Annotated in this window: 21 protein-coding genes and 7 pseudogenes; 17 read left to right on the top strand and 11 right to left on the bottom strand. The window is 68.9% G+C overall.

Annotated elements, in window-relative coordinates; translation table 11 throughout:
- Positions 1–3 precede the first annotated feature (3 nt).
- Positions 4–138: pseudogene (locus C3488_RS42660) on the bottom strand (AAA family ATPase); the annotation flags it as partial.
- Between the two features lie 18 nt (positions 139–156).
- Positions 157–351: pseudogene (locus C3488_RS42655) on the bottom strand (ATP-binding protein); the annotation flags it as partial.
- A 32-nt stretch (positions 352–383) separates the two neighbouring features.
- On the opposite strand from C3488_RS42655, the gene C3488_RS21975 reads away from it, so the two are divergent.
- From C3488_RS21975 to C3488_RS21950, 7 genes and pseudogenes are all read left to right on the top strand, one after another.
- On the top strand, positions 384–692 hold the full coding sequence (locus C3488_RS21975) for a hypothetical protein (protein WP_103841945.1): 309 nt from the start codon (positions 384–386) through the stop codon (positions 690–692).
- Positions 693–864: 172 nt separating this feature from the next.
- Positions 865–1,323 (top strand): MarR family winged helix-turn-helix transcriptional regulator, encoded by a 459-nt coding sequence (locus C3488_RS21970; protein WP_103841944.1) that lies wholly within the window; start codon positions 865–867, stop codon positions 1,321–1,323.
- A gap of 151 nt (positions 1,324–1,474) precedes the next feature.
- Positions 1,475–3,388, top strand: a pseudogene (locus C3488_RS41735) (MFS transporter); the annotation flags it as partial.
- Positions 3,362–3,943, top strand: a complete 582-nt coding sequence (locus C3488_RS41730; RefSeq protein ID WP_374955447.1) for a carboxypeptidase-like regulatory domain-containing protein — start codon at positions 3,362–3,364, stop codon at positions 3,941–3,943. The pseudogene C3488_RS41735 and the gene C3488_RS41730, both read left to right, overlap by 27 nt.
- A 116-nt stretch (positions 3,944–4,059) precedes the next feature.
- The gene (locus tag C3488_RS21960) at positions 4,060–5,751 is read left to right on the top strand and encodes an MFS transporter (protein ID WP_181139135.1); all 1,692 of its coding nucleotides are present in this window, start codon (positions 4,060–4,062) and stop codon (positions 5,749–5,751) included.
- 72 nt (positions 5,752–5,823) lie between these two features.
- Entirely contained in the window at positions 5,824–6,384 is a 561-nt protein-coding gene (locus C3488_RS21955) for a cysteine hydrolase family protein (protein WP_103841941.1), read from the top strand.
- A 107-nt stretch (positions 6,385–6,491) separates the two neighbouring features.
- Positions 6,492–6,902 (top strand): VOC family protein, encoded by a 411-nt coding sequence (locus C3488_RS21950; RefSeq protein WP_103841938.1) that lies wholly within the window; start codon positions 6,492–6,494, stop codon positions 6,900–6,902.
- A 48-nt stretch (positions 6,903–6,950) separates the two neighbouring features.
- On the opposite strand, the gene C3488_RS21945 is transcribed toward C3488_RS21950, so the two are convergent.
- Positions 6,951–7,619, bottom strand: a complete 669-nt coding sequence (locus C3488_RS21945) for a GNAT family N-acetyltransferase (RefSeq protein WP_103841935.1) — start codon at positions 7,617–7,619, stop codon at positions 6,951–6,953.
- A 967-nt stretch (positions 7,620–8,586) separates the two neighbouring features.
- On the opposite strand from C3488_RS21945, the gene C3488_RS21935 reads away from it, so the two are divergent.
- The 4 genes from C3488_RS21935 (at position 8,587) to C3488_RS21915 (ending at position 12,743) form a co-directional block, all read left to right on the top strand.
- Positions 8,587–9,087 (top strand): N-acetyltransferase, encoded by a 501-nt coding sequence (locus C3488_RS21935; RefSeq protein ID WP_103842011.1) that lies wholly within the window; start codon positions 8,587–8,589, stop codon positions 9,085–9,087.
- A 573-nt stretch (positions 9,088–9,660) separates the two neighbouring features.
- Positions 9,661–9,861 (top strand): hypothetical protein, encoded by a 201-nt coding sequence (locus C3488_RS21925; RefSeq protein ID WP_258053575.1) that lies wholly within the window; start codon positions 9,661–9,663, stop codon positions 9,859–9,861.
- A gap of 445 nt (positions 9,862–10,306) precedes the next feature.
- The gene (locus C3488_RS21920; RefSeq protein WP_103841930.1) at positions 10,307–11,422 is read left to right on the top strand and encodes a DUF5937 family protein; all 1,116 of its coding nucleotides are present in this window, start codon (positions 10,307–10,309) and stop codon (positions 11,420–11,422) included.
- A 52-nt stretch (positions 11,423–11,474) separates the two neighbouring features.
- Positions 11,475–12,743, top strand: a complete 1,269-nt coding sequence (locus C3488_RS21915; protein WP_103841927.1) for an MFS transporter — start codon at positions 11,475–11,477, stop codon at positions 12,741–12,743.
- 131 nt (positions 12,744–12,874) lie between these two features.
- Here C3488_RS21915 and C3488_RS21910 read toward each other — a convergent pair whose 3' ends face one another.
- Complete coding sequence (locus tag C3488_RS21910) at positions 12,875–13,441, bottom strand: TetR/AcrR family transcriptional regulator (protein WP_103841926.1); 567 nt, start codon at positions 13,439–13,441, stop codon at positions 12,875–12,877.
- 151 nt (positions 13,442–13,592) lie between these two features.
- Between C3488_RS21910 and C3488_RS21905 the strand changes: the two genes are divergently transcribed.
- Positions 13,593–15,062 carry an MFS transporter gene (locus tag C3488_RS21905; RefSeq protein WP_103841924.1) on the top strand — a complete coding sequence of 490 codons (1,470 nt, stop codon included), beginning with the start codon at positions 13,593–13,595 and terminating at the stop codon, positions 15,060–15,062.
- Positions 15,063–15,190: 128 nt separating this feature from the next.
- Here C3488_RS21905 and C3488_RS21900 read toward each other — a convergent pair.
- Positions 15,191–15,463, bottom strand: a pseudogene (locus tag C3488_RS21900) (transposase family protein); the annotation flags it as partial.
- Between the two features lie 70 nt (positions 15,464–15,533).
- Here C3488_RS21900 and C3488_RS21895 point away from each other — a divergent pair.
- Entirely contained in the window at positions 15,534–15,866 is a 333-nt protein-coding gene (locus tag C3488_RS21895; protein ID WP_103842009.1) for a glyoxalase superfamily protein, read from the top strand.
- A 183-nt stretch (positions 15,867–16,049) separates the two neighbouring features.
- Here C3488_RS21895 and C3488_RS21885 read toward each other — a convergent pair whose 3' ends face one another.
- The 3 genes from C3488_RS21885 to C3488_RS21875 form a co-directional block, all read right to left on the bottom strand.
- Entirely contained in the window at positions 16,050–16,727 is a 678-nt protein-coding gene (locus C3488_RS21885; RefSeq protein ID WP_258053574.1) for a DUF4253 domain-containing protein, read from the bottom strand.
- 166 nt (positions 16,728–16,893) lie between these two features.
- Positions 16,894–17,298 carry a hypothetical protein gene (locus tag C3488_RS21880; protein WP_103841920.1) on the bottom strand — a complete coding sequence of 135 codons (405 nt, stop codon included), beginning with the start codon at positions 17,296–17,298 and terminating at the stop codon, positions 16,894–16,896.
- A 41-nt stretch (positions 17,299–17,339) separates the two neighbouring features.
- On the bottom strand, positions 17,340–17,765 hold the full coding sequence (locus C3488_RS21875) for a DUF4259 domain-containing protein (RefSeq protein WP_103841918.1): 426 nt from the start codon (positions 17,763–17,765) through the stop codon (positions 17,340–17,342).
- Between the two features lie 585 nt (positions 17,766–18,350).
- Between C3488_RS21875 and C3488_RS21870 the strand changes: the two genes are divergently transcribed.
- Positions 18,351–18,722: a metallothiol transferase FosB gene (locus C3488_RS21870; protein ID WP_103841916.1), complete on the top strand. Its 372-nt coding sequence runs from the start codon at positions 18,351–18,353 to the stop codon at positions 18,720–18,722.
- A 148-nt stretch (positions 18,723–18,870) separates the two neighbouring features.
- Positions 18,871–20,427, top strand: coding sequence for an oxidoreductase (locus C3488_RS21865; RefSeq protein WP_103841914.1), 1,557 nt, complete (start codon positions 18,871–18,873; stop codon positions 20,425–20,427).
- On the opposite strand, the pseudogene C3488_RS41725 reads toward C3488_RS21865, so the two are convergent.
- A pseudogene (locus C3488_RS41725) lies at positions 20,424–20,621 on the bottom strand (IS5/IS1182 family transposase); the annotation flags it as partial. The gene C3488_RS21865 and the pseudogene C3488_RS41725 overlap by 4 nt on opposite strands.
- A 504-nt stretch (positions 20,622–21,125) precedes the next feature.
- Here C3488_RS41725 and C3488_RS21855 point away from each other — a divergent pair.
- Both C3488_RS21855 and C3488_RS21850 read left to right on the top strand, forming a co-directional pair.
- Positions 21,126–21,555, top strand: a pseudogene (locus C3488_RS21855) (transposase); the annotation flags it as partial.
- Positions 21,556–21,583: 28 nt separating this feature from the next.
- Positions 21,584–21,687, top strand: a pseudogene (locus C3488_RS21850) (IS5/IS1182 family transposase); the annotation flags it as partial.
- A 9-nt stretch (positions 21,688–21,696) separates the two neighbouring features.
- Here the strand turns inward: C3488_RS21850 and C3488_RS21845 are convergent.
- Together C3488_RS21845 and C3488_RS21840 are read right to left on the bottom strand one after the other, a co-directional pair.
- Entirely contained in the window at positions 21,697–22,146 is a 450-nt protein-coding gene (locus C3488_RS21845; RefSeq protein ID WP_103841912.1) for a hypothetical protein, read from the bottom strand.
- A gap of 84 nt (positions 22,147–22,230) precedes the next feature.
- Positions 22,231–22,439: transposase (locus C3488_RS21840; protein ID WP_146067903.1), on the bottom strand; the 209-nt coding region annotated here is incomplete at its 5' end.

Below are 22,439 nucleotides of genomic sequence, written 5' to 3'. Positions count from 1 at the left end.
GCGTCAGCTCGCGTCAGCCCGTTCGGCCTGGGCTTCGGTGTGGGCGAGGCGGAAGTACTCGGTGCCGGTCTGGATGATGGCGCCGTTGGAGGTCAGCCGGTCGACGATGGCGGCGCAGAGCCCCGGATCGGTGAACAGTCTTCGTCGACGCGCTGAGCATAAGAGATCGACACGGCCGTAGCGGGCGATCGTATTGGACGGCTGCTTCGCGTCGGCGGCTTCGACCAGTTCGTTGACGAGTTGGGTGGCCGGCACGTAGCGGATACGGAAATCGTGCGTCGCGGCCTCGGTGCCCAGGGCGATCAGCAGGTGTGACTTGCCGGTGCCGGACTCGCCGAGCAGGAAGAGCGGTTCCCCGGAAGGGAGCTCGCCTCCCGGAGCTGGTGAAGGTCTGCATGTATGCCCTCACACTCCGCCTGGGCACCGGCACTCTGATCAACCCTCGCGGCGTGACGTGCACGGTGACTGAGTCGGCGGCGTTCACCGGCCTGTCGGCGGCGGTCGAAAACGCCCTCTACGTCGCGGAAGCACACGGCTGGATCAGAGAGACCGGTAGCAAGGAGTACCGGCTGACCGTGCCGGGAGAGGACATCGACGTGAACGAGTACTGGCTCCAGAAGCTGAAAGAACCGGTGCGTGACGCAGAGCTGTACCAACGGATGAGGGACCAGCTCATTGCCGCGATGTGCTGAAAGGCACCTGAGAGGCTGGGCCGGTCTCCGAACTTCGGCACACCGGCCCGCCCGTGTGCCGTAGCGCAGCCCTCGCACGGGATCGTCAGACGTCGCTGCCGTGACGGCGTTCCTTGCCATCTTTTTATAGGCAGGCTATATAGGCATGCGATATAAATCTGGTGTGGACGGGATGCAGCCGGAGGAGATCGCCGGAGCGTTGGCCGAGGTCGCCCGCGCCGTGATCCGCGGCCTGGAGGACCGCCGGGGCATGAGCTTCACGACCGCGTCCACGCTGGGCCGGCTGGAGCGGGAAGGGCCGGTCCGACTGACAGTGCTGGCGACGGCGGAAGGGGTCGCCCAGCCGTCGATGACCCAGCTCGTCCAGCGGCTGGAGAACCAGGGACTGGCCACACGGGTCAGCGATCCCGGCGACGGGCGGGTCACCCTGGTCGCCATCACGGACACCGGACGCGAGGTGCTGGCCGAGCGCAGACGGGAGAGGAACGCAAGGCTGGCCCGCCTGCTGGCGACCCTGTCGGAGGACGAGCGACGAGCGCTGGGTTCGGCCATGCAGACGGCGTTGCCGCTGGTCCGGCGGATGGTCGACGAGCCGGCCCGCCACCGCGGTCCACAGCACGACACGGCCTGACCGACGCGCCACGGTCCGACCGGCACGACGCGGTCCGACCAGGAGGACGGTCGCAGAACCTCACCGGAGAGAGCAGCCCATGGCCACCGAGGAAACGTCCCACCGCACAGCCGACACACGCGTCGCCCGGCACCGTGGACGCACCGCCTGGATCGGCGTCGACCACCCCCGATACAAGTGGGTGGCGCTGACCAACACGACACTCGGCATTCTGCTCGCGACCATCAACAGCTCGATCGTGCTGATCTCCCTGCCGGGGATCTTCACCGGCATCCGGCTCGATCCGCTCCAGCCGTCCAACGTCAGCTACCTGCTGTGGATGCTGATGGGCTACATGCTCGTCACCGCCGTGCTGGTGGTCGCCCTCGGCCGGCTCGGCGACATGTGGGGACGGGTCCGCATATACAACGCCGGCTTCCTGATCTTCACGCTGACCTCGGTGATCCTCTCCCTCGATCCCTTCCACCAGGCGGATGGGGCGCTGTGGCTGATCGGCTGGCGGATCGTGCAGGCCGTCGGCGGCGCCATGCTGATGGCCAACTCCGCGGCCATCCTCACCGACGCCTTCCCGGCACGGCAGCGGGGCATGGCCCTCGGTGTCAACATGGTCGCGGGCATCGCCGGGTCGTTCCTCGGCCTGGTCCTGGGCGGGGCACTGGTGACCTGGAACTGGCGCTCGGTCTTCTGGGTCAACGTCCCGATCGGCCTGATCGGGACGGTGTGGGCGTACAAGTCGCTGCACGAGACCGGCGTGCGCACGCCGGGGCGGATGGACTGGTGGGGGAACGTCACCTTCGCCGTCGGGCTGACCGCGCTGCTCGCCGGCATCACCTACGGCATCCAGCCCTACGGCGGCCACACCATGGGCTGGACCAACCCCTGGGTCCTGGCCGGACTCATCGGCGGAGTGGTCGTACTCGCCGCCTTCTGCGTGATCGAGGCGAGGGTCGCCGAACCGATGTTCCCGCTGCGCCTGTTCCGCAACGCCGCCTTCGCGGGAGGCAACGCGGCCGCTCTCCTGGGCGCGATCGCCCGCGGCGGGCTGCAGTTCATGCTGATCATCTGGCTGCAGGGCATCTGGCTGCCGCTGCACGGCTTCGACTACGCCGACACCCCGCTGTGGGCCGGGATCTACATGCTCCCGCTGACCATCGGCTTCCTCGGCGCCGGACCGGTCTCGGGACACCTGTCGGACAAGTACGGCGCCCGGCCGTTCGCCGCCGCCGGATTCGTGGTCGTGGCCGCCTCCTTCGCGGGACTGCTCGCCCTGCCCACCGACTTCGACTACTGGGTCTTCGCGCTGCTGATCTTCCTCAACGGTCTCGGCGGCGGCCTGTTCGCCGCCCCCAACACGTCGATCATCATGTCGAGCGTGCCGGCCGAAGCCCGCGGCGCCGCATCCGGCATGCGGGCCACGTTCCAGAACGCCGGCATGGTGCTGTCCATGGGCGTCTTCTTCTCGCTCATGGTGGCCGGACTCTCCGGCTCACTGCCGCAGACGCTCACCTCCGGGCTGACCGCACAGGGCGTCCCGGAGCAGGCCGCGCACGCCGTCGCCGGGCTCCCGCCCGTCGGTGTCCTGTTCGCCGCCTTCCTCGGCTACAACCCCATCCAGCATCTGCTCGGCCCGACCATCCTCGGCAACCTCCCATCGGCCAACGCAGCGCACCTGACCGGACGGGAGTTCTTCCCGGACCTGATCTCGGGCCCCTTCCACGACGGCCTGGTCGTGGTCTTCTCCCTGGCGATCGCGATGTCCCTGGCCGCCGCGGCCGCCTCCCTCATCCGCGGGCGCGTCCGGACGGCACCCGCTGCGGCCGCCGGGGCGTCCGTCCCGCCGCCCCCGGTGGGCGCTCCCACGAGTTCAGCGAACGCGCCCGCCCTCGTCGGCCGGGTGGAGGATCCCACCGAGCGTCCCATCGCCGGCGCCACGCTCACCCTCATCGACCAGGGCGGTCGCCAGACGGCCCGGGCCCGCACGCACGAGGACGGCACCTATGCGCTGCCCCAGCCGCACCCCGGCTCCTACATGCTGGTCGTGTCGGCCGACGGCCACCAGCCCCAGGCCATCGACCTCACCGTCGGCGACCGGCCGGCCTTCTGCACGGTGACACTGGCGGGCGCCACGGGCGGGCGCGGCACCGTGCGCGACGTGGACGGCACGCCGGTGACCGGGGCGACCGTCGTGGTCATCGACGCCCGTGGCGACGTCGTGTCCACCACGACGACCGGCACGGAGGGCGAATACGCCCTCCCCGGCCTGCTCCCAGGACACTTCACCCTCCAGGTGAGCGCGGACGGGCACCGCCCGGCGGCAGTAGCGGTCGAGATCGACGCGAACGGTGCCACGCGCCACGACGTCACCCTGAAACCCGAGGGCATGCTCACCGGCACCGTCCTCCACGGCCCCTCGGGCCCGCCCGTCGCCAGCGCGCACATCACCCTGCTGAACGCCGACGGCGTCCCCGTGGCCTCGGCCACCACCACTCAGGACGGCACCTACACGCTCACCGGCCTCGCGCCCGGTGCCTACACGCTCCTCGCCCGCGGGCTCCTCATCGGCGGGGACGCGACCGCAGGCCGCGGCGAACCCGACGAGGCACAGGACATCGTGTCGTGAAAGCCCGCTCTCCCGACTCTCCCAGGCGACGCGGGTACCGCGGGGACACGCCTCCGGGCCCGGGGTACAAGTGGGTCGCCCTGTCCAACACCACGCTGGGCGTGCTGATCGCCACGATGGACGGATCCATCGTGATCATCTCGCTGCCGGCCATCTTCCGCGGGATCGGGCTCGACCCGCTGGCCCCCGTCAACATCGGCTACCTGCTCTGGATGATCCTGGGCTACCTGCTGGTGTCGGCGGTGCTGGTCGTCGTCCTGGGCCGACTCGGTGACATGTTCGGCCGGGTCAGGATCTACAACCTCGGTTTCCTGATCTTCGCCTGCGCGTCGGTCGCGTTGTCGCTCGACCCGTTCCGGGCCGGCGCCGGCGCCCTGTGGCTGATCGGGTGGCGCATCGTCCAGGCCTTCGGCGGGTCCATGCTCACCGCCAACTCCGCCGCCATCCTCACCGACGCCTTCCCCAGCCACCAGCGCGGCATGGCCCTCGGCATCAACCAGATCACCGCGCTCGCCGGCCAGTTCCTCGGCCTGCTCGCGGGCGGTCTGCTCGCCGCGGTCGACTGGCGGGCGGTGTTCTGGGTGAGCGTCCCCGTCAGCGTGACCGGCACGATCTGGTCGTACCTGAGCCTGCGTGAGACGGCGACAGGCCGGCGCGGCCGGATCGACTGGTTCGGCAACGTCACCTTCGCCGCGGGCGCCGGCATCCTGCTCGCGGGCATCACCTACGGCATCCAGCCCTACGGCGCAAGCGCCACCGGGTGGGGCGACCCGTGGGTACTCGCCGGCCTGTTCGGCGGCGTCTTCCTCCTGACGCTGTTCTGCCTCGTCGAGACGCGGGTCGCCGAGCCGATGTTCCAGCTGTCGCTGTTCAAGGTGCGGGCCTTCGTGGCGGGCAACCTGGCCGCCCTGCTGACCGCGATCGCCCGCGGCGGACTGCAGTTCATGCTGATCATCTGGCTGCAGGGCATCTGGCTGCCGCTGCACGGCTACGACTTCGAGGACACCCCGCTGTGGGCCGGCATCTTCATGCTGCCGCTGACACTGGGCTTCCTGATCGCCGGTCCCGTCTCCGGCTACCTGTCCGACCGGTTCGGCGCTCGCGTGTTCTCCACGACGGGCCTGGTCCTGGTCGCCGGCTCGTTCCTCGGTCTGCTGGCGCTGCCCGTGAACTTCACCTACGGACTGTTCGCGGCGCTGCTGCTGCTCAACGGCCTCGGCCAGGGCATGTTCTCCTCGCCCAACACGTCGTCGATCATGGGGAGCGTGTCGGCCGAGTACCGGGGTGTCGCCTCCGGGATGCGCTCCACGTTCCAGAACTCGGGCACGGCCCTGTCGATCGGCGTGTTCTTCTCGCTGATGGTCTCGGGACTGGCGACGTCACTGCCGCCGACGCTCAGCAACGGCCTGCAGGCCCACGGCGTGCCGGCCGCCACGGCCGACCAGGCCGCGTCACTGCCACCGGTGAGCACGCTGTTCGCGACGTTCCTCGGCCACAATCCCATCGGCCAACTGCTGGGATCGAGCGGCACGCCGGCGCATCTGTCCACGGCCCAGCGGGACACCCTGACCGGCCACACGTTCTTCCCCGAACTCGTCTCCGGCCCCTTCCACCACGGTCTGACGGTCGTCTTCACGGTCGCCGCGGGCATGGCCCTCGTCTCCGCGCTCGCCTCGGCCCTGCGGGGCCGCCAGGCGCCGGCCGACCGGCAGACCCCCGATGCCGGTCCGACCGCCGCGGCCGGGCCCGGCACCACACGCTCTGCCGACGACGGGCATCGGTCACCGGCCAGCCGGCCGTCGCGGTGACCGCCCGTCACCGGCCAGCCGGCCGTCGCGGTGACCGCCCGTCACCGCCCACTCCCCGAAAGGACATCGAACGTGGCCGACAGCGCCCTCCTCGTGATGGACGTCCAGCGGTCCATCGTGGACCGCTTCGACGACGACAGCGGGTACCTGACCCGTCTGCGTGGAGCCGTCGACGCCGCCCGGGCGGCAGGCATCCGGGTGATCTACGTCGTCGTCGGCTTCCGCGCGGGCCATCCGGAGATCAGCGTCCGCAACAAGACCTTCGGCGCCGCCGCACGGTCCGGCGGGTTCGCCGAGGGCGACCCGGGCAGCGAGGTCCATCCCGACGTCGCCCCGCACCCGGACGACATCGTGGTCACCAAGCGACGCGTGAGCGCGTTCGCGGGCAGCGATCTCGACATGGTGCTCAGGGCGGGCGAGATCGACACCCTGGTCCTGACGGGTATCGCCACCAGCGGAGTCGTGCTGTCCACCCTGCGCCAGGCGGCCGATCTGGACTTCCGGCTCGCCGTCCTGGCCGACGGGTGCCTGGACGCCGACCCCGAGGTGCACCGCGTCCTCACCGAGAAGGTGTTCCCGCGCCAGGCGGACGTGCTCTCCATCGAGGAATGGATCAAGACCGTGTCCGTGTGACCGCCGCAGTCCTACGCCTCCGGAACCAGGACGGACGGCCGATGTTCCGGTGATCGCAACCTCCGTACGCTGGCGGCGGCCATTCGTGAGTCCGTGAGGAGAGCTCCATGCCCGTCGACGGTCACAGTCACCTCCGCATCGCCCGCCCCTCCCGTGACCTGGCCGCGGCCGAGCGGTTCTGGGTCGCGGGCCTCGGGCTGTCCGTGGTGTACCGCGCCGAGGGCGGTGAGGAACCCGGCGAACACGATCTGCTGATGGTCGGGTGGCCGGAGGCCTCCTGGCACCTCGAACTCGTCCACGAGGCGGCCCGTCCCGTCGAGCCCCGCCCCACCGAGGAGGACCTCCTCGTCGTCTACCTGGACGGGCCCGTGCCGGACGACCTGGTGGCCCGGCTGGAGGAGCACGGCGGCAAGCGGGTGCTCTCGCCCAACCCGTACTGGAACGAGTGGGGCGTCACGATCGAGGACCCCGACGGCTACCGGCTGGTGCTGTGCCGCCGGGGCTGGTCCAACGCCTGAGGCAGAGCCCCGGACGGCCCGGTGCCGCCGGGGACTTCGGTGTTGATGTCAGTTGTGGACGTCAGCCTGCTCGATCAGACCGAACCAGGGCAGGCACTCCCGCAAGCCTTCGATCGCCACCGGGACCCGTTGGCGCTCCTGCCACTGTTCGACAGTGAGCCGGAGCCTCTGCAGCACGGCCGGCCTGCCACGCACGGTATGACGCTCGACCCCATCGTCGCGGTAGCCGAGTTTGCGCGACACCTGCAGCGACGCCGCGTTATCCGTGTACGCGCCAGAGACGGCGTGTTGCGCGCCGAGCCCGGTGAAGGCCAGGTGCAGGACAGCGGCGCGCATCTCAGTTCCCAGGCCGTACCCCTGGTACGCCATGCCGAGCCAGGAACCGGTACCCACCTCACGGCGTACGCCGAAGTCCCGAGCGCCGATGCCCTGCGTGCCCACGACGACGCCACCCCGGAGAACCACCAAATTCAGTGCCCAGTCCTCCGGCTTCCACGCGCCCCAGCAGCGCCAGTGGTACTGCAGGACGCTCTGGGCTCGCTGCTCCGCCGCAACGTCAGTCCATGCCACTGTGAAGGGCTGCACGGCTGGGTCATGGACCCCCTCGGCGGCCAAGGAAGCCAGCGCGACGAGCTCATCCGAGTCCGGCAACCGCAACTCCAGACGCGGAGTAGTCAACCGGAGCCCAGCAAGAGGCCAGTGGTGGACCAAGTTCATGACTGGGGATTGTTCCTGCCCGTCACGCCGTGAGCCAAGGCATTTAGCCGGCCAGAACTTCTCGGGCGTAGAGCCCCAGTTGGGAAAACCAGTGCGGCGGCCATGTCATGACCTCGAACGCCCCTTTGCGGGCCTACGGATCGGCACCGCCGCTGTTCTCCGTAGTTGCCCGCTGCGTACCCGTCAGATGGGCACGCAGCGGGCACGTCAACCACGCTTCCGCCGGGGGGTGGCGTGATGCCAGGATGCGCCTATGCGGATTGGCGTTATGACCTCCCGGACGGCTCGTGTCTGCGCTACGGTCGGCGGCATTGGGCTCGCCCCGATCCTTCTCGTGGCTGGCGGCCCTCTCCTCCGCTGCTACTTGCGGTACGTCTACAGCGACGGAGGTCCAGGGCTTGTGGACAAGGAACGTGGCTGGGTGAACCCCGGTTGGTATGCAGTCCACAACGTGGTCGTGCGGTGCCTGATCTGGCCTTCCGAGCAAGTGATGGCCAGGCTCGACCGCCGACGACCAACATGGCATCGCCAGGACGGTGGTTGACCACCGCGGGTGGCTTCCCGAACCGGTGACCATTCGATGCGAACTACGGGCGGGGCAGTTGCTGATGTCTGCTCGGCAGGTCAGTCGCTCGTCTGGGGGCGGTGGCGGACGGCCACGGTTGCTGTGGTTGCCGTACTTTCCTGCTGTACAGCGGAGGGAGAATCGGGGGCATGGCGGCACTGGGATTCTTCTTCGTCGTCCTGCCGTGTCTGGCCATTGTCAGCTTCACATGTTTCGCAGCAACCCGGGCACAGGAGCACAAGATGTTCAAGGCGTTGGCCTATGCATGCCTCTGCATCGGCCTGATATGCGCCCTCACTCCGGGGGGAGTTGTGCTCTGGGCGTTGCCTCTCTAGGGCGCGTATTGAAAGTGGATCAAGGTGGTTGTTCTGACCCGGGTATGTGTCATGCGATGCTCACGTCATGACTGATCAACCCGAGGTTGCCATCGTCCGCTGGCCAGGTCAGGCCCCTTCCGCCCAGGATGGGCTGGCGGATCTGCTGACGGCCTACCATCTGCAGACGCAGGCCGAGAAGGGTGAGGCCGTCGCCGGTGTGGATGGGTTGCCGGACCGCTACCGGATAGAGATCGCGGATCCGCAGACCGTGTTCGTAGACGATGTCGTGCTGCTGGCGTTGAGCGGGGACACCGCGGTGGGCTGCTTGGTGGTGACCGCCCCCGGGGACGGATGGTCCGAGGTCAAGAGGCTTTGGACGGACCCAGCGTTCCGTGGGCGGGGCATCGCGTCCAGCCTGGTCAGCGCCGCGCTCGTGCATGCTGCGGACAGCGGCGTCAGCGCGGTTCGGCTGTCGGTGTGGAAGTGGCGGGCGGGCGCGATCGCCCTGTACGAGCGGCTCGGATTCACCGTCACCGAGTCGTGGGACGAGCGGGAGCAACTGGTCTGCATGGAACGAGCCGTGTGAGTGGTCACAGCCATTCATCAATGGCCGCGACGAGGACGGTCGCCTCTAGCGGACCGCGCCACGGGCCAGCAGTGGGCCCGTCACGACCACCGTCATGTCGGCCCCAGGGGAAGGCACCTCGGAGTCCTGTGGCGGACCACCCCACATGGCCGAGCGCGCAACCGTGCACGGCGTCCGCCGCTGTCGCCTTCATGCGCCGCAAGATCACCATCGTGAGCCGGAACCGATCCGGGGGCGGCGAATAGTGCTGGTGCAGGGTTTCTCCGCTGGAGAAGTCCTCCACCGACGGCGCCTGCGCCGCCCGGGCCGTCGCCTCCTCCCTGCGCTCCGAGGCCATCGCCAAACGCACTCGCCGCCCTCCGTCATCGCCGACGCCATCGGCAAGGCGGTCACCGCCCCAAGACTCGCTACGTCAAAGGCTTCGGCGCTCGCCCCCTGATCGCCCTGCGCCGGATCCTGCCCGACCGCGCCTTCGACACGGCCATCTCCCGAGCGACCGAACTCATCGGCCGCGCCAAGGACAGCGGGCAGCTGCGCGAGGACTTCACCAGCCGGGATCTCATCCTGCTCCTGATGGCCGACGCCGGTGTCCTCAGCGCCACCGGCGTCGCCGCCCCGGACGCCTGGCGCCGCCTCGTGGCGTGGATGATCCAGTCCTTCCAGGTCCCAGCCTGCGGACCGCTACCAGAACCACCGGAGGACGCCGCGCTGTACGAGGCCATGCGCCGCGCCAGCCACAACATGAGCTCCCCTGCGACCGGGAAGCAGCACTGAGCGACCAGCCGGGCCCGCGGCGTAGACGGCACGCGTACTGGCTGGCACGAAGTTGGCTGCACCGGGCTGTCATATGGGCCAGAGCTGCCGTCTGCCGTCTGCCCTGAGGAAATGGACAACCTGGTGAGGCGCATGTACCGGGCCGCATGGTGGCAGGAAGCAGAGCCCGATCTGCCTCATGCCGTCGAACGCGAGAACCTCAGCTCCTGCTGACCACGCTGACACCCCTGGACGCACAGGGCGTGCTGGGATCGCCCCGACCACGGCCTGGACGCCGCCGACCATCACCCGACTGCGGCAGGTCGGCGCGCTGCGGCGCCTCCCCGGCTCTGTGCTTGCCGCGGTGCTGGAAATTGAGCTCTTGGCGCACGTCAGCGGTGCAGAAGACATCCGGCGGCGCGGCGCGGCTCCCGTCGTGGACGCCGTGCGGCAAGGATGTCGGGTCATGACGATCGTGTTCCGGGTCCCTGCCGGCGGTGCGGAGCGGGTGGGGTTCGCCTACTCGCCGACGATGGAAGCCGTACTGAGTCTCCACGTGCTGGTGGAGCCCAAGCACCACCCCGTCCAGCACGGCTGGGTGCGTGCGATGCGCAAGCTGTCCCCGGCGCTGAAGCGGGAGATCGAGGCGTTCTCCTACGCGGTGCGCTCGTACTTCCCCGAGTTCCTCTTTCCGCAGCCGACCGGCCAACTGGCGGACTTCGAAGACGAACTGGCCGGCTTGCGCGGGGCGGATCCGGAGCTGGTCCGCCTGGAGTTCGCCGTCCCCCTGCTCACGCCCTGGCCGGGCGGCGGCGAGGGCAGGGACCCGCACGTGCTGGACGAACCGGAGGTACGCGGCCTGTTGCGGGAGCGCCTCGCACGGGAAAGCGACGAAGCGATGGCCGCGATGCTCCTAGACGATCCCCGCGCGCTGCTCGAACGGTTCCTGAGCATGCTGGAGCGCTACTGGCGGGAGGCGTTCGAGGAGGAATGGGCACGGCTCGAACCCCAACTCGCCGCCGGTGTCAGTGAGGCCGGACACCAGATCGAGCAGCGCGGCCTGTACGGGATGCTCCGCGGACTGTGGCCGGAGGTGCGCAGCGATCCGCGCGCCGAACGCTTCTGGCTGGAGCGCCCGCACGACCACGAGGTCGCCATCGGCCCGGACGACACACTCGTACTCGCCCCCAGCGCCTATGTGTGGCCGCACGTACGTGTCAACTGCGACGGTCCGTGGCCCCTCGGGCTCGTCTTCCCCGTCTCCTCGATCGTCCGGGAAGCCCGCCCGAGGATTCCGCCGACCAGGCTCGTCGGCACACTCCGCGCGCTCGCCGACGACACCCGGCTGCGCGCCCTGCGACTGCTCGCCGAACGCCCGCGCAGCACACAGGAGTTGGCCCAGCTCGTCGGCGTGAGCGAGGCCGCCCTGTCCAAGCACCTGCGCGTCTTGGTGGACGCGGGCCTGCTCGAGCGCCGCCGCGAGGGCTATTACGTCCTGTACCGGCTCGCGCCCGGACAGGTGGCGGGCCTGACCCCCAGTCTGGAAAGCTTCCTGCACGGCGACGGCGAGGCGACTGATTAGCCATCTGCCTAATAAGTAGATCAGGCACCCGACGGGACCCGACAGTGGCCGCATGTCACTGCTGAAGGACCGCAACTTCCTGCTTCTCTTCGCCGGCCAGGGCATCTCACGCTTCGGCGACGGCCTGTACACCGCCGCGACCGCCTGGCTGGCCTGGTCACTGACGAAGGACCCCACGGCCGTCGCGGTGGTCAGCGTCTCCGCGTTCGCGCCCGCGTTCGTGGCCACCTTCGTCGTCGCCTCGTACGCCGACCGCCGCGACCGCCGGAAGCTGATGATCGCCACCGACCTGGCCCGGCTCGCCGTGGTGGCCGTGGCTTCGGTCCTGCTCTCCCTCAGCCTGCTGAACCTGCCCCTGCTCGTGGCGACCACGGCGCTGCTGGCGCTGATCGGCGCCCCGTTCGCCCCGGCCCGCAACGCCATCGTCACGCAGATCGTGCCGGACGACCGTCTCCAGCAGGCCAACGGGCTGCTGCAAGTCGCTTTCCGTGCCGCCTTCTTCGTCGGCCCGCTCATGCTCGCGCCGCTGCTGGCCTTCGGCTCGCTGCAGTCGGCGCTGGTGCTGAACGGGCTCACCTTCCTGGGCTCGGCGGCCGCCGTGGCCGCCATCCGCGTGACCCGCCCCGCCCCGACCAGCGGTCAGACGGGGCTGTGGTCCGATCTCAGCGCCGGGCTCAGGGCCGTGCGGGCCGCTCCCGAAGTACTCGTGGTCATAGTCACCTTCGTGCTCGCCCTCGCCCTGACCAACGGTTTCCTGACCGTCGGGCTTGTCGCGGTCGTGGGACAGGGCGGCGAGTACGGCCTGCTGCTAGGTGTCGCCGGGGTCGCCGAAGTGGTGGGTGCCCTGCTCCTGGCCGGCCTGCGCATCCGCAGACTCGCACTGGCCGCGGTGCAGGCGTGGGCCCTGCTCGGGATCTTCCGGGCTCCGCTGGGAACGGTCACCTCCCATGCTGTGGCGGCGGTTCTCCTGACCGCCACGGGGCTGGCCTCGGCCCTCACGGACATTCCCTTGATCGCACTGGTGCAGCAGCGCATACCGAGCCATCATCTGGCGAAGGCGCTCGGCCTGTGGGAGGCCGGGGTGGCGGGAGCCCTGGCGATCTCCCCCTTTGTGGCCTCGACCGCCATCACCCTCGCCGGAGTCGAGAACGCCTTCCTGCTCTCGGGAGCCGCCGTTGTCGTCCTGGCCGTGACCGCCACGCTCACCCTCGTATGCGTCGACGCACGGCAGCCCGGTCAGGAGCCCGTCGTCACGGCCGACGGCACGGCAAGCGTCGCGGCGCCGGAAGAGATAGCGGTGATCAGGGCCGAACCGGAGTGACTGCGCGGATCATCGCTGTGCGCAGGTCGGCCTGTCCATGACTTCGGCTCGCCTGCCCAGCCCGGCCGCAGGTCGGGACACGATGCCGTGGCACCGCGTCCGAGGGCTGATCCCGGGGGACCGGGTTGAGGTCACAGCAATCGGTCGACCAGTCCGTCGATGTAGTCCGGGGTGAGCGGGACCATGCCGAACAGGACGCGGATATACATCGGGGCCAGGATGTGGTCCAGCACGTCGAACGCGTCGAGTGCGGGCTCGCCACGGTGGCGGGCGCGATCGAGCATGGACTGCAGTTGCCGCGTGCGTTCGGCGCGGAGGTGGGCACCAGCCTGCAGGCCCTGCTGACCGCTGCTCGACAGGGCGAAGGCCAGGTGCAGCACCGCCGGACCGTCGGGTCCGGTGATCTCGCGGGCCACTTGGGCCGCGTAAGCGCGCAGGTCGCCGGCGAGGCTCCCGGTGTCGGGCATCGGCGACTGCGCATTGAGGCGGGTGAGCGCCACGTCGGTGAGCAGGTTTTCCAGGTTGCCCCACCGGCGGTAGATGCTGCTGTCGGCTACGCCTGCGCGGGCTGCGACCTCGCCGACGGTGAAGTTGCCGTAGCCGCGCTCACTGATCAGGTCGGTGACGGCCTGGTGCACCTGCGCGCCGACGCGGGCGCTGCGCCCGCCTGGCCGCCTGGCCCGCTGTCGCTCGTTCATGCCCCCCACCTTAACGCAGTCGCGACTTGCGTTTGCGAGGCGACCCTCTCTATAGTCACCTAACGCAGTCGCTGACTGCGTTAGGGCGCTCGCGTGTATCGCCACCTGCGTCGACCGCGATCGGGCGCAACCAACGATGGAGGGGGACCCCATGGCTGCATCGCATGCGACCGTAGGCAGTCGATCAGACCGGGCCGTGCTGCTCACGGTCACCTGCCTGGGCCAATTCATGGTCCTGCTCGACAACACGATCGTTGGAGCGGCACTGCCCGATATGCAGCACCGGCTGCACACGCAGCTGACCGGACTGCAATGGATCGTCGACGCGTACGTACTGCTGGTCGCCATGCTGCTGCTGTCCGGCGGTGTCTTCGCCGACCGGTTCGGCCGCAAGCGGGTGTACCTGACCGGTGTGGCGGTGTTCACCGCCGCGTCGCTGCTGTGCAGCCTCGCGCCCTCGCTCGGCTGGCTGGTCGCCGGCCGGGTGCTGCAGGGCATCGGGGCCGCGGCGCTGAGCCCTGCCTCGCTCGCCCTGCTCGCAGCCGCCTATCCCGTGCCGCAAGAACGAATCAAGGCGATCGGGCTGTGGGCCGGATTGAGCGGAATCGGTCTGGCCGCAGGCCCCGTGGCCGGCGGCGTGCTGACCCAAGCCTTCGGCTGGCCCGCCATCTTCCTGGTCAATCTGCCCATCGGCCTGGTCCTGCTGCTGGTCGGCCTGCGCCACCTCGGCGAGTCCCGCAACCCGAGCGCCCCCGCGATCGACATCCCGGGCACGGTGCTGTCCGTTCTGGCGGTGGGGGTACTGACCTACGGGCTGATCGAGGGGGGTGCCCGCGGCTGGACCTCACCGGTCATCCTGGGCAGCTTCGCCGCCGCGGCGATCCTCCTCGCCGCCTTCGTCGCCGTCGAAGCCCGTCGTTCCGCTCCGATGCTGCCGCTGCGGCTGTTCCGGCAGCGCCTGTTCACCGTGTCCAACACTGCCATGGTCGTGGTGGGGTTCGCGCTCATGGGCTCGTCGTTCTTCTTCTCCCAGTTCTTCGTGTACGTCCAGGGCAGCTCAATCCTGCGCGCCGGCCTGCAGACCCTGCCGGTATCCCTCGCCATGGTGATCGTCAGCCCGTACGCGGGCCGGCTCGCCGCCCGGTACGGCTTCCGAATCGTGGTCACCACCGGCCTGGCCCTGGCCGGCCTGGGGCTGCTGGCGCTCGGCATGGTGCACGCCGACACCGCCTACGGGAACGTGTGGTGGCGGCTGGGGCTCGCCGGCATCGGCTTCGCCCTGGCCATGTCCCCACTGACAGGCGCCGCCATCCAAGCCGTCAGCCCGCAGGAAGGCGGCCTCGCATCAGGCATCAGCAGCACCACCCGGCAGATCGGCGCGGTGCTCGGCGTCGCGGTGCTCGGAGCCATCGTCCGCACCCGGCAATCCGGCGGCGCCTCCTTCGAGACCGGCCTCAACAGCGCCTTCCTCGCTGCCGGCACCGTCACATTGGCCACCGCCGTGTTCACCGGCCTGTGGCTCGCGAGGTCCAAGCCATCGGAAGGCTCCGCGGCGCCGCAACGTTCCACCGATGCAGATGCGGTCACCACCTCGAACGAGGCATCCGCGAGCAGCCTTTGACAATGACAACCACCATGGCCGGGAGAAGCGGCTGCGCGCCGAAGCGTCGACATCACCATGCCGCTGCCGAGGACCCCTGGGCGAACGCTACTTCCAGGTCACCGACCCCAGCGGCGTGATCGTCCAGTTCATCGAGTGAGTAGCGAGCCGTCGCCCTTGAGGCGGCAGTCGCGCAGGATCTTCCATCCCTTCATTCGGGCGAAGGTGTGCTCAACGCGCGCGTGGACCCTGCGGTGTGAGCGGTTGTGTTCCTCCTTGCAGCCCGGAAGTGCACTCTGGCCGGATTCGCGACGGTGGGGGATGACCAGTCCGGTGCCGCGGTAGCCACCGTCGGCGATCACTGTCGTATGGCCGACGGCGGCCTTCGCACCGGACAGCTCCCATGCCTTGCAGTCACACCGTTCGGTTGAGCTAGTGCCGCATCAGGCAAGGTTCGCCCTGGGGGGTCTGCTCGTCTGCGACGATGACTCCATGGACGAAGAAGTCATTCCCATTCTTCGCGTCGAGGACGCTGCGGCGTCGGTCGCTTGGTACGAGCGGCTGGGCTTCGCCAAGCAGTGGGAACACCGCTTCGAACCGGGACTTCCCGCGTTCGTCGAGGTCGCCCGGGGCGGAGTGCGGTTGTTCTTGTCGGAGCACAGGGGTGATGCCCGTCCCGACACGTTGGTCTACCTCCGCGTTCGTGATGTCGAGGCCATCGCCTCCGAGTTCGGTGCGCAGGTGAAGGATGCTCCGTGGGCGCGTGAGATCGAGCTGCGCGACCTTGACGGCAACCGGCTGCGGGTCGGCACGCCGACGGAATGACCATCGCCGGCAACGCGGGGCAGGGAAGCTGTGCCGGTGGCTGAGCGAGTACGCGTCCGCGGGATCGATGACGACGAGGGGCAGCGCCTGCTGCGGATCATCCGCCGGGGCAGCGGGTCGGTGGTGACGTGGAGCCTGGCCAAGCCGGCCGACTTCCTGGTGAGCGTTTTTACGGGAAGCGGATCAGTCCCACCAGAAGTCCCAGCGATGAGCACCGGTGATCCGCTTGGCGTACGCGGCCAATGTGTACGGCCTGCTGCCCTGCCAGATGTCGTCCGGGCAGAAGGCGAAGTGCTCGGCCGCGACCAGGAGAGCCTCATGCTCCTTCGCCGGTGGCGCGGCGACGCTGAGGTGCAGCGTGGAAAAGCCGACCGCGATGACACGGGCGCCGAACCAGTGCTCCCAGTCGCGGAGGACGGCGGAGAATTTCGCGGTGTCGTTGTCGTAGTTGCAGGGTCCGCCCCAGCCCCCGGCCGTCAGCGCCTCGGAACCGGACGCTGCGGCGACCAGCCCCAGACGTGTCTGCGGGCGGTCGGCGAGGAACGCCTGTGCGAACTCGGCAGCCAGTTGATCGGGGTTCGTTGCCGTTTGCCGGCTGGGCGCGAGGCCGGGCCAGCTCTGTCCGAAGGGGGCCGTGACGGCGAGGCGCCTGTCGGCGTCGAGCATGTCGTCGTCTTCGTCGACGGAGGTGTGGGTCGCCCACCACTGTCCGAGGAGGCTGGCAGGGTCGTGGCTGGCAGGGGAGGACATCTGCTCGGGGAAGACCTCTCCGGATCCCCATGGGCGGAACGCGCCGTCGTTCGGATCCAGCGAGTCGAGCAGCAGCGGCCACAGGCCGGAGCGTGTGTGTTCAGCGTGCATCCGCGTCCACAGCTCGGCCGTGGCCGGCCCGTCACTGAGCCAGAGGGGCTGTGCGTCTCCGTCCCCTTCGTTGGACGTGACCATCCGCCCGGGCGGAAGAAGGCCCTCAAGGCTCAACACGCTTCAGGATGCATGGGGCGGATGCTAGTGCTTCGACCATGAGGCATCACTGAGAGAGTCCGACCACTCGATCGCGGAACTTCGCGAAAGTGCGCCAGCCTGACGTTTGCCCCGGAGCGATCAGGTCTCCTTGCGCGCAGTCGAGCACCTTGCACCGCAGAGCCTCGGCAAGACGGAAGACGGGCGTCAGCACGTCGTCACCGGAGCCCCGGATATGGAGCATGATCGAGTCCACCGGGTCTTCAGAGCCGATGTTGAGCTCGATGGACCAAGTGGGGCCGGAAAGCTCCCCCCAGGTGGGATCCGAGAGATCAGCTTCGGGACAGGCCTGGGTGACGGCGGCGAGTACGTCGCGTCGTCGGCCGAGCGAGTCCGGGGTGTGATCGGCAGGGATCTCCTGCACGGAGGTGAGGTCGTCGGGCAGACGGAGGAGGAGTACGTCCCAGCTCATGGAAGCCTTCCAGGTAAGAGTTGAGGAGTGGTTGCGGTCAGTCAGATCAGGCTGAGCTGTTCCGTGGGCTGCTGTGGCAGGAGCACGTTCTGCAGGCGGTGGAGGTTCGCGCACCAGGGGCCGCCATCCGACTCGGCCCACAGGTCCTTCAGCTCGGAAGGATCGGTCATGACGCGGTCGAGGGCCTGGAGAGCGAGATCGCGCAGGCCGGTGAGATCAGGAAGAGGCTCTTTCGTCCCATAAACGGGATCGGCAGGCTCACCCCCAGGGCACTGCGCGGCGACAAGAGCGGCCGCAACTACGGCTTCCTCGGACTCGGGTGCTTCCAGGTAGCCCGCGGTGTCGATCACGCGTATGAGAGCGCTGCGGACAATGCCCTCGCGTTCGCCTACGGCCGCCTCATCAAGGTCCCCGCAGAAATCCGCTGCGGTGTCGTTGTCAAAGGGACCGACAGCCCAGGTACCCATACGTCACTCCTGCATCGCCATCTCTGTCCGCGACATTCTGATGGGAGCCACTGACAACGGCGTCACCGTGGCGCCCCTCGGAACAAGCACAGGACTGTGGAGGCGCAGCGGTGCTCCATCCCTCACGCTTCCGCCGACCGGATCCGGCGGCGCGGGCGGGGGATGAGCACGGGGCAGTCCCTCCAGACGTCGGTGGACAGCGCCGCGCGCCCATTGTCATCCGGTTCGTCGGCGGGGCGACGCGGAGCCGGGTTCAGCGAGGCGGCCGAGGGCCGTGCACGTGCGGTGTGGGCCGGGCGCGGTCGACGCGCCAGACTGAGGAATGGCCTGCCGCTTGGGCGCACGGGACCGTATCCACTCGCTCCGCCTGTGCGGGACGGACGAATGGGCTGCCCGGATGTCAGAGGTCGCTTTGGCAGCATTCGGCGGGGCATCGGTAGACGCTTGGGCTGACCGCGACCGCTCCGGCCGCGTTGTACGAGACAGCGTTACGCGATACTCGTCCTCTGGAGTGGTTCGAGCGGGCCCGGGCAGCGGAACAGATCCGGGACTGGGATGCGGCCATCGCGCTGGTAAGCGCCCATCGTGCCGGTCATCCACCCCGATCACACCGTCCTGCCGGTCGCCGACCACCAGGGCCAAGCGCGAGACCGCGCATGGGTCCTGGGGGGCACCTACGAAGGCATCTCGGGCCCGTTTGCCGTCACCCGTATCGGTCCGACCTTCACCGTCGACTTCATCGCCAAAGCTGGGCCGGTACCGGAACACCACCTCGCATTCCGGGCCGACAACGACACCTTCGACGGCATCCTCGCCCGGCTGCAGACTGCCGGACGTCCGTACGGCGACGACCCCGCCAACCCCGCCAACCTCCGAACCAGCCACCCACTCGCGCACCGCGGCCTCTACTGGCGTGCCGGCGGCCACCTGTTCGAGGTCATGACCATCGACGCGTAACCGCATAATCGGATCATCGCGCGGAGTCGGCCACGGGATGCAGGCGGCCCACCCCGGGGGCGTCCTACTCCTGGCCGGCGAATGCCGCCCTCCGATCCGCCGGCGGTAGGGTGAGGCGGGCGCGAAGGAAGATCACTACTCTGCATGGGTGCTCTCATACGACGAGTTGACTTCACCGGAGCGTGAGCTGTGGGAGGCGTTCCCTGAGGGACGCCGCGTGGACCTGCGTACAGGCGTGCCGGAGGACGACTGTGTCGTCGAGGGTGGACAGTGGGGCCCTGGGCGGACGGTTCGGGCTGCTGTGATCGTGGCGCTGCTGCTGGGTGCGAACACCGCGCGGCCAAGCGCCGTGGCGTGTCTGAGGCTCGCGGGGGCGCGGATATCCGGGCACCTCAACCTGGCCGGCGCGCAGATCGCTCACGCCCTGTGGCTCGAGGACTGCTGGTTCGAGGAGGGCGTGGACCTTTCGGGAGCATCGACCCAGTCGATTGCGATCGTGGGCAGCCGAGTGCCGGGCGTGGAAGCCGGCTTGATCCGTACCGAGGGACGCCTCGACCTGCGGCGCTCTTGCGTGGAAAGAGGCTCTGCCTCGCCCTTGCACCGCAGGGTCACCGCCTTGTCGCTCATCAACGCCCACGTGAGCGGCGCCGTGAACCTCAGCGGCGCCGAGATCAGCGCACCCGAGGAATGGGCTGTGTCCGCCGGGGGACTGGTCGCGGAGGGCGGGGTCTACTGCCAGGACGGATTCGTCGCACACGGTGAAGTACGTCTCATGGGGGCACAGCTGCCAGGCGGACTGCACATGCGCGGTGCGCTGCTGGAACGCCCGGGCCAGCGTGGGGTGGCGCTCGCGCTGGACAACGCCGTGGCCTCGACGCTCGACTTCTCCGACGGGTTCGTCGCCAACGGGACTGTACGGCTGCGGGGTGCCCGGATCTCGGACAACCTGACCTTTGAAGGGGCCGTTCTGAACGGGACGCCCGACAGCCTTGGCCCGTCCTTGGTCGCCTTGCTGGTGCAGGCCGTTGATTTCGACTTCACTCTCGCCCGGCCACCGTCCGGCACCGTGGACCTGCGGGGCGCGCAGGTGTCCTACCTCCACGACAACGAGCACAGCTGGCCGGACGTGGTGGAGCTGGACGGGTTCGTCTACGGCTCCATCAAGGTCGACGAGGCAGGCGAGCGGCGGGAGGCAGTGGGCCGACGGGACTCCTTGGCCCACCGCGTGGCGTGGATACGACGTAGCCCGGGCTACAGCCCCCAGCCATATGAGCAGTTGGCGAGCTGGTACCGGAAGGCCGGTCACGACGACGACGCCCGTCGCGTGCTCCTGGCCAAGCAGCGTCATCGGCGTCAAACTCTGCCCCCGGCCGCGCGTGTGTGGGGGCACTTGCTCGACGTGACCGTCGGTTACGGCTACCGCCCCTGGCTGGCCGGAGTCTGGCTCCTCCTGCTGACCTTGCTGGGCACGCTGTCCTTCGGCACTCACTCGCCCAACCCGGTCCAACGAGGCGAAGGCGTCCCGTTCCAGCCCCTTGTCTACACACTCGACCTCTTGATCCCCATCGGTGGTCTAGGGCAGCGCACGGCCTGGTACTGGTCGAACGACTGCCTTCAGTGGCTGGCCTACCTGCTGATCGCCTTCGGATGGGTCCTGACGACCGCCGTCATCGCGGGTGTCACCCGCACCCTTCAGAAAAACTAGCGGGCGACAGCTGCGTTCAGGCGTCGCCAGCAGATCAGTGCGCATCCGAGGGTGAGGAACGCTTTGTGGATGTCGTCGTGGTTCTCCCAGCGCATCCGCAGGCGGCGGAACCAGTGCAGGTGGGCGAACGCGAGCTCGTCGACCCAGCGTTGGGCACCGAGCCCGGAGCCGTGCTCGGTGCCCCGGCGGGCGAGGCGTCACTGTGACGCTGTCGCTAACAATTCCTTCCGCCGTCTCCACGCCCTCGTCCGGCACTTTGGTGAGCAGAACACGGCGCTGCCTGCCGTTCCATGACGCTCACGGCATCGAGGTGGCTCTGCGACACGGTCCCGGCGGACGCCACCCCGCCAGCTGCTCACCCGGACCGCCGAAATGGCATGTATGCGGCCATTCGCTCGAATCTGGACCAGGCACGGACGCACCGCGCGGCTCCGTTGTACAGCAGCCAAGTACAGAAACCACCGTAACCACTAGCCGGCGGCCCCGAGCGACTGTGCGACGTGCCCAGCAGACCTCAGTGCCACCGTGCCCATAGTTCGCCTCGAGGTGGTCGGCTTTCCAGAGCCCCAAGTCCCGGGCCATCTCTGGGCCGTACGAAGTCAGCCGACGCCGACCAAGAACGACAGAAGCCCACGGCATCCGATCTGGTCAGCGCCGTGGGCTTCGTCAGTCTCACTGGTCAGCGGGACCGGTGTTGCCGAAGTCCGCAGCCGGGCGCGAAGAAGGCGATGCGGGAGATCTACAACGCCGAGGACCGCGACCACGCCCTCAAGGCGGTGAAGGCGTTCGAGAAGACCTACGGCGCGAAGTGGCCCAAAGCCGCCAAAAAGAGCACCGACGACGTGGACGAGCTGCTCGCGTTCTACGATTTCCCGGCCGAACACTGGATCCACCTGCGCACGACCAACCCGATTGAGTCGGCCTTCAGCACGGTGAAGCTCCGGGACCAAGGTCACCCGCGGCGCGGGCAGCCCGGCGGCCGCGCTGGCGATGGTGTTCAAGCTCGCCGAGTCCGCCCAAGCCCGCTGGCGTGCCATCACAGCACCGCACCTGGTCGCCCTCGTCCGCGCTGGGGCCCGCTTCGACAACGGTCACCTCGTCGAACGCCCAGAGGCCGCTGCGGCGTGAACAACCTCAACCGACCCACAAACCTTGACAATTGCTCCCCCGCTACGAACGCAACCCCCTGAGCTACCTGCCGTTCTCGGCCTAGCGGCCGCCCTGTGCTGCTACAAGAGACTCGTCTGCCTCACCACATAGGACACGGTCTCAGTCGCCTGATACGCCCCAAAACGCAATCGCGCGCGGGACGCCGTCCTCGTAGAGGACCATGCAGTGGCCGCTCCACTTCGGGGCCTCCTCCAAGTCGTCCAGGTCCTCGAAATCCATGCCGTTGAAGTCCGCAAGGCTGGGTTGATCGGAGCCGAACCCAGCGCGGATTGCCGCCACACTCAACGGCCGGACAGTACCGAAATCGTGCTCGTCCTCAGCGGCGATCACCCGGTTGACGTCCAGCACCGAATGGGTCCCGCTGGTGCCCATGAACTCCCAGTAGACCGGGTTCTCCAACAGTTCATCCGGCGAGGCCGGCGCAGGCAGCCCCCACTCCGTGGGGCCGTAGTACTCGCCAGACGCCAGAACCTGGGCTCGCGCAGTCTGCAGCGCGGCCCCGAAGTGGCTCTGGTACGGCGTGACGTACCTCCAGCCCGATGCACCCACGCGTTGTTCCTCTCGCGCTGCCCCAAATCGGCGCCACAATGCTAACGGGGAGCTCTGACGCCACGATGCTGGCCCTTAGAGGTCCTAACAAAGGCGTTGGACGTGGCGGTAGGTGATCAGGCAGGTGGCGAGGCCGAGGAAGGCTTCGTGGATGTCGTCGCGTCGTTCCCAGCGGATGCGCAGGCGGCGGAAGCCGTGCAGCCAGGCGATCGTCCTCTCGACCACCCAACGGAAGATGCCCAGGCCAGAACCGTGAGGCTGGCCCCGTTCGGCGATCGCCGGGCGGATGCCGT

The sequence above is a fragment of the Streptomyces sp. Ru72 genome, assembly GCF_002920635.1.
In the GTDB taxonomy this organism is placed as follows: domain Bacteria; phylum Actinomycetota; class Actinomycetes; order Streptomycetales; family Streptomycetaceae; genus Streptomyces.
This window is presented reverse-complemented; position numbering and strand designations above follow the sequence as displayed.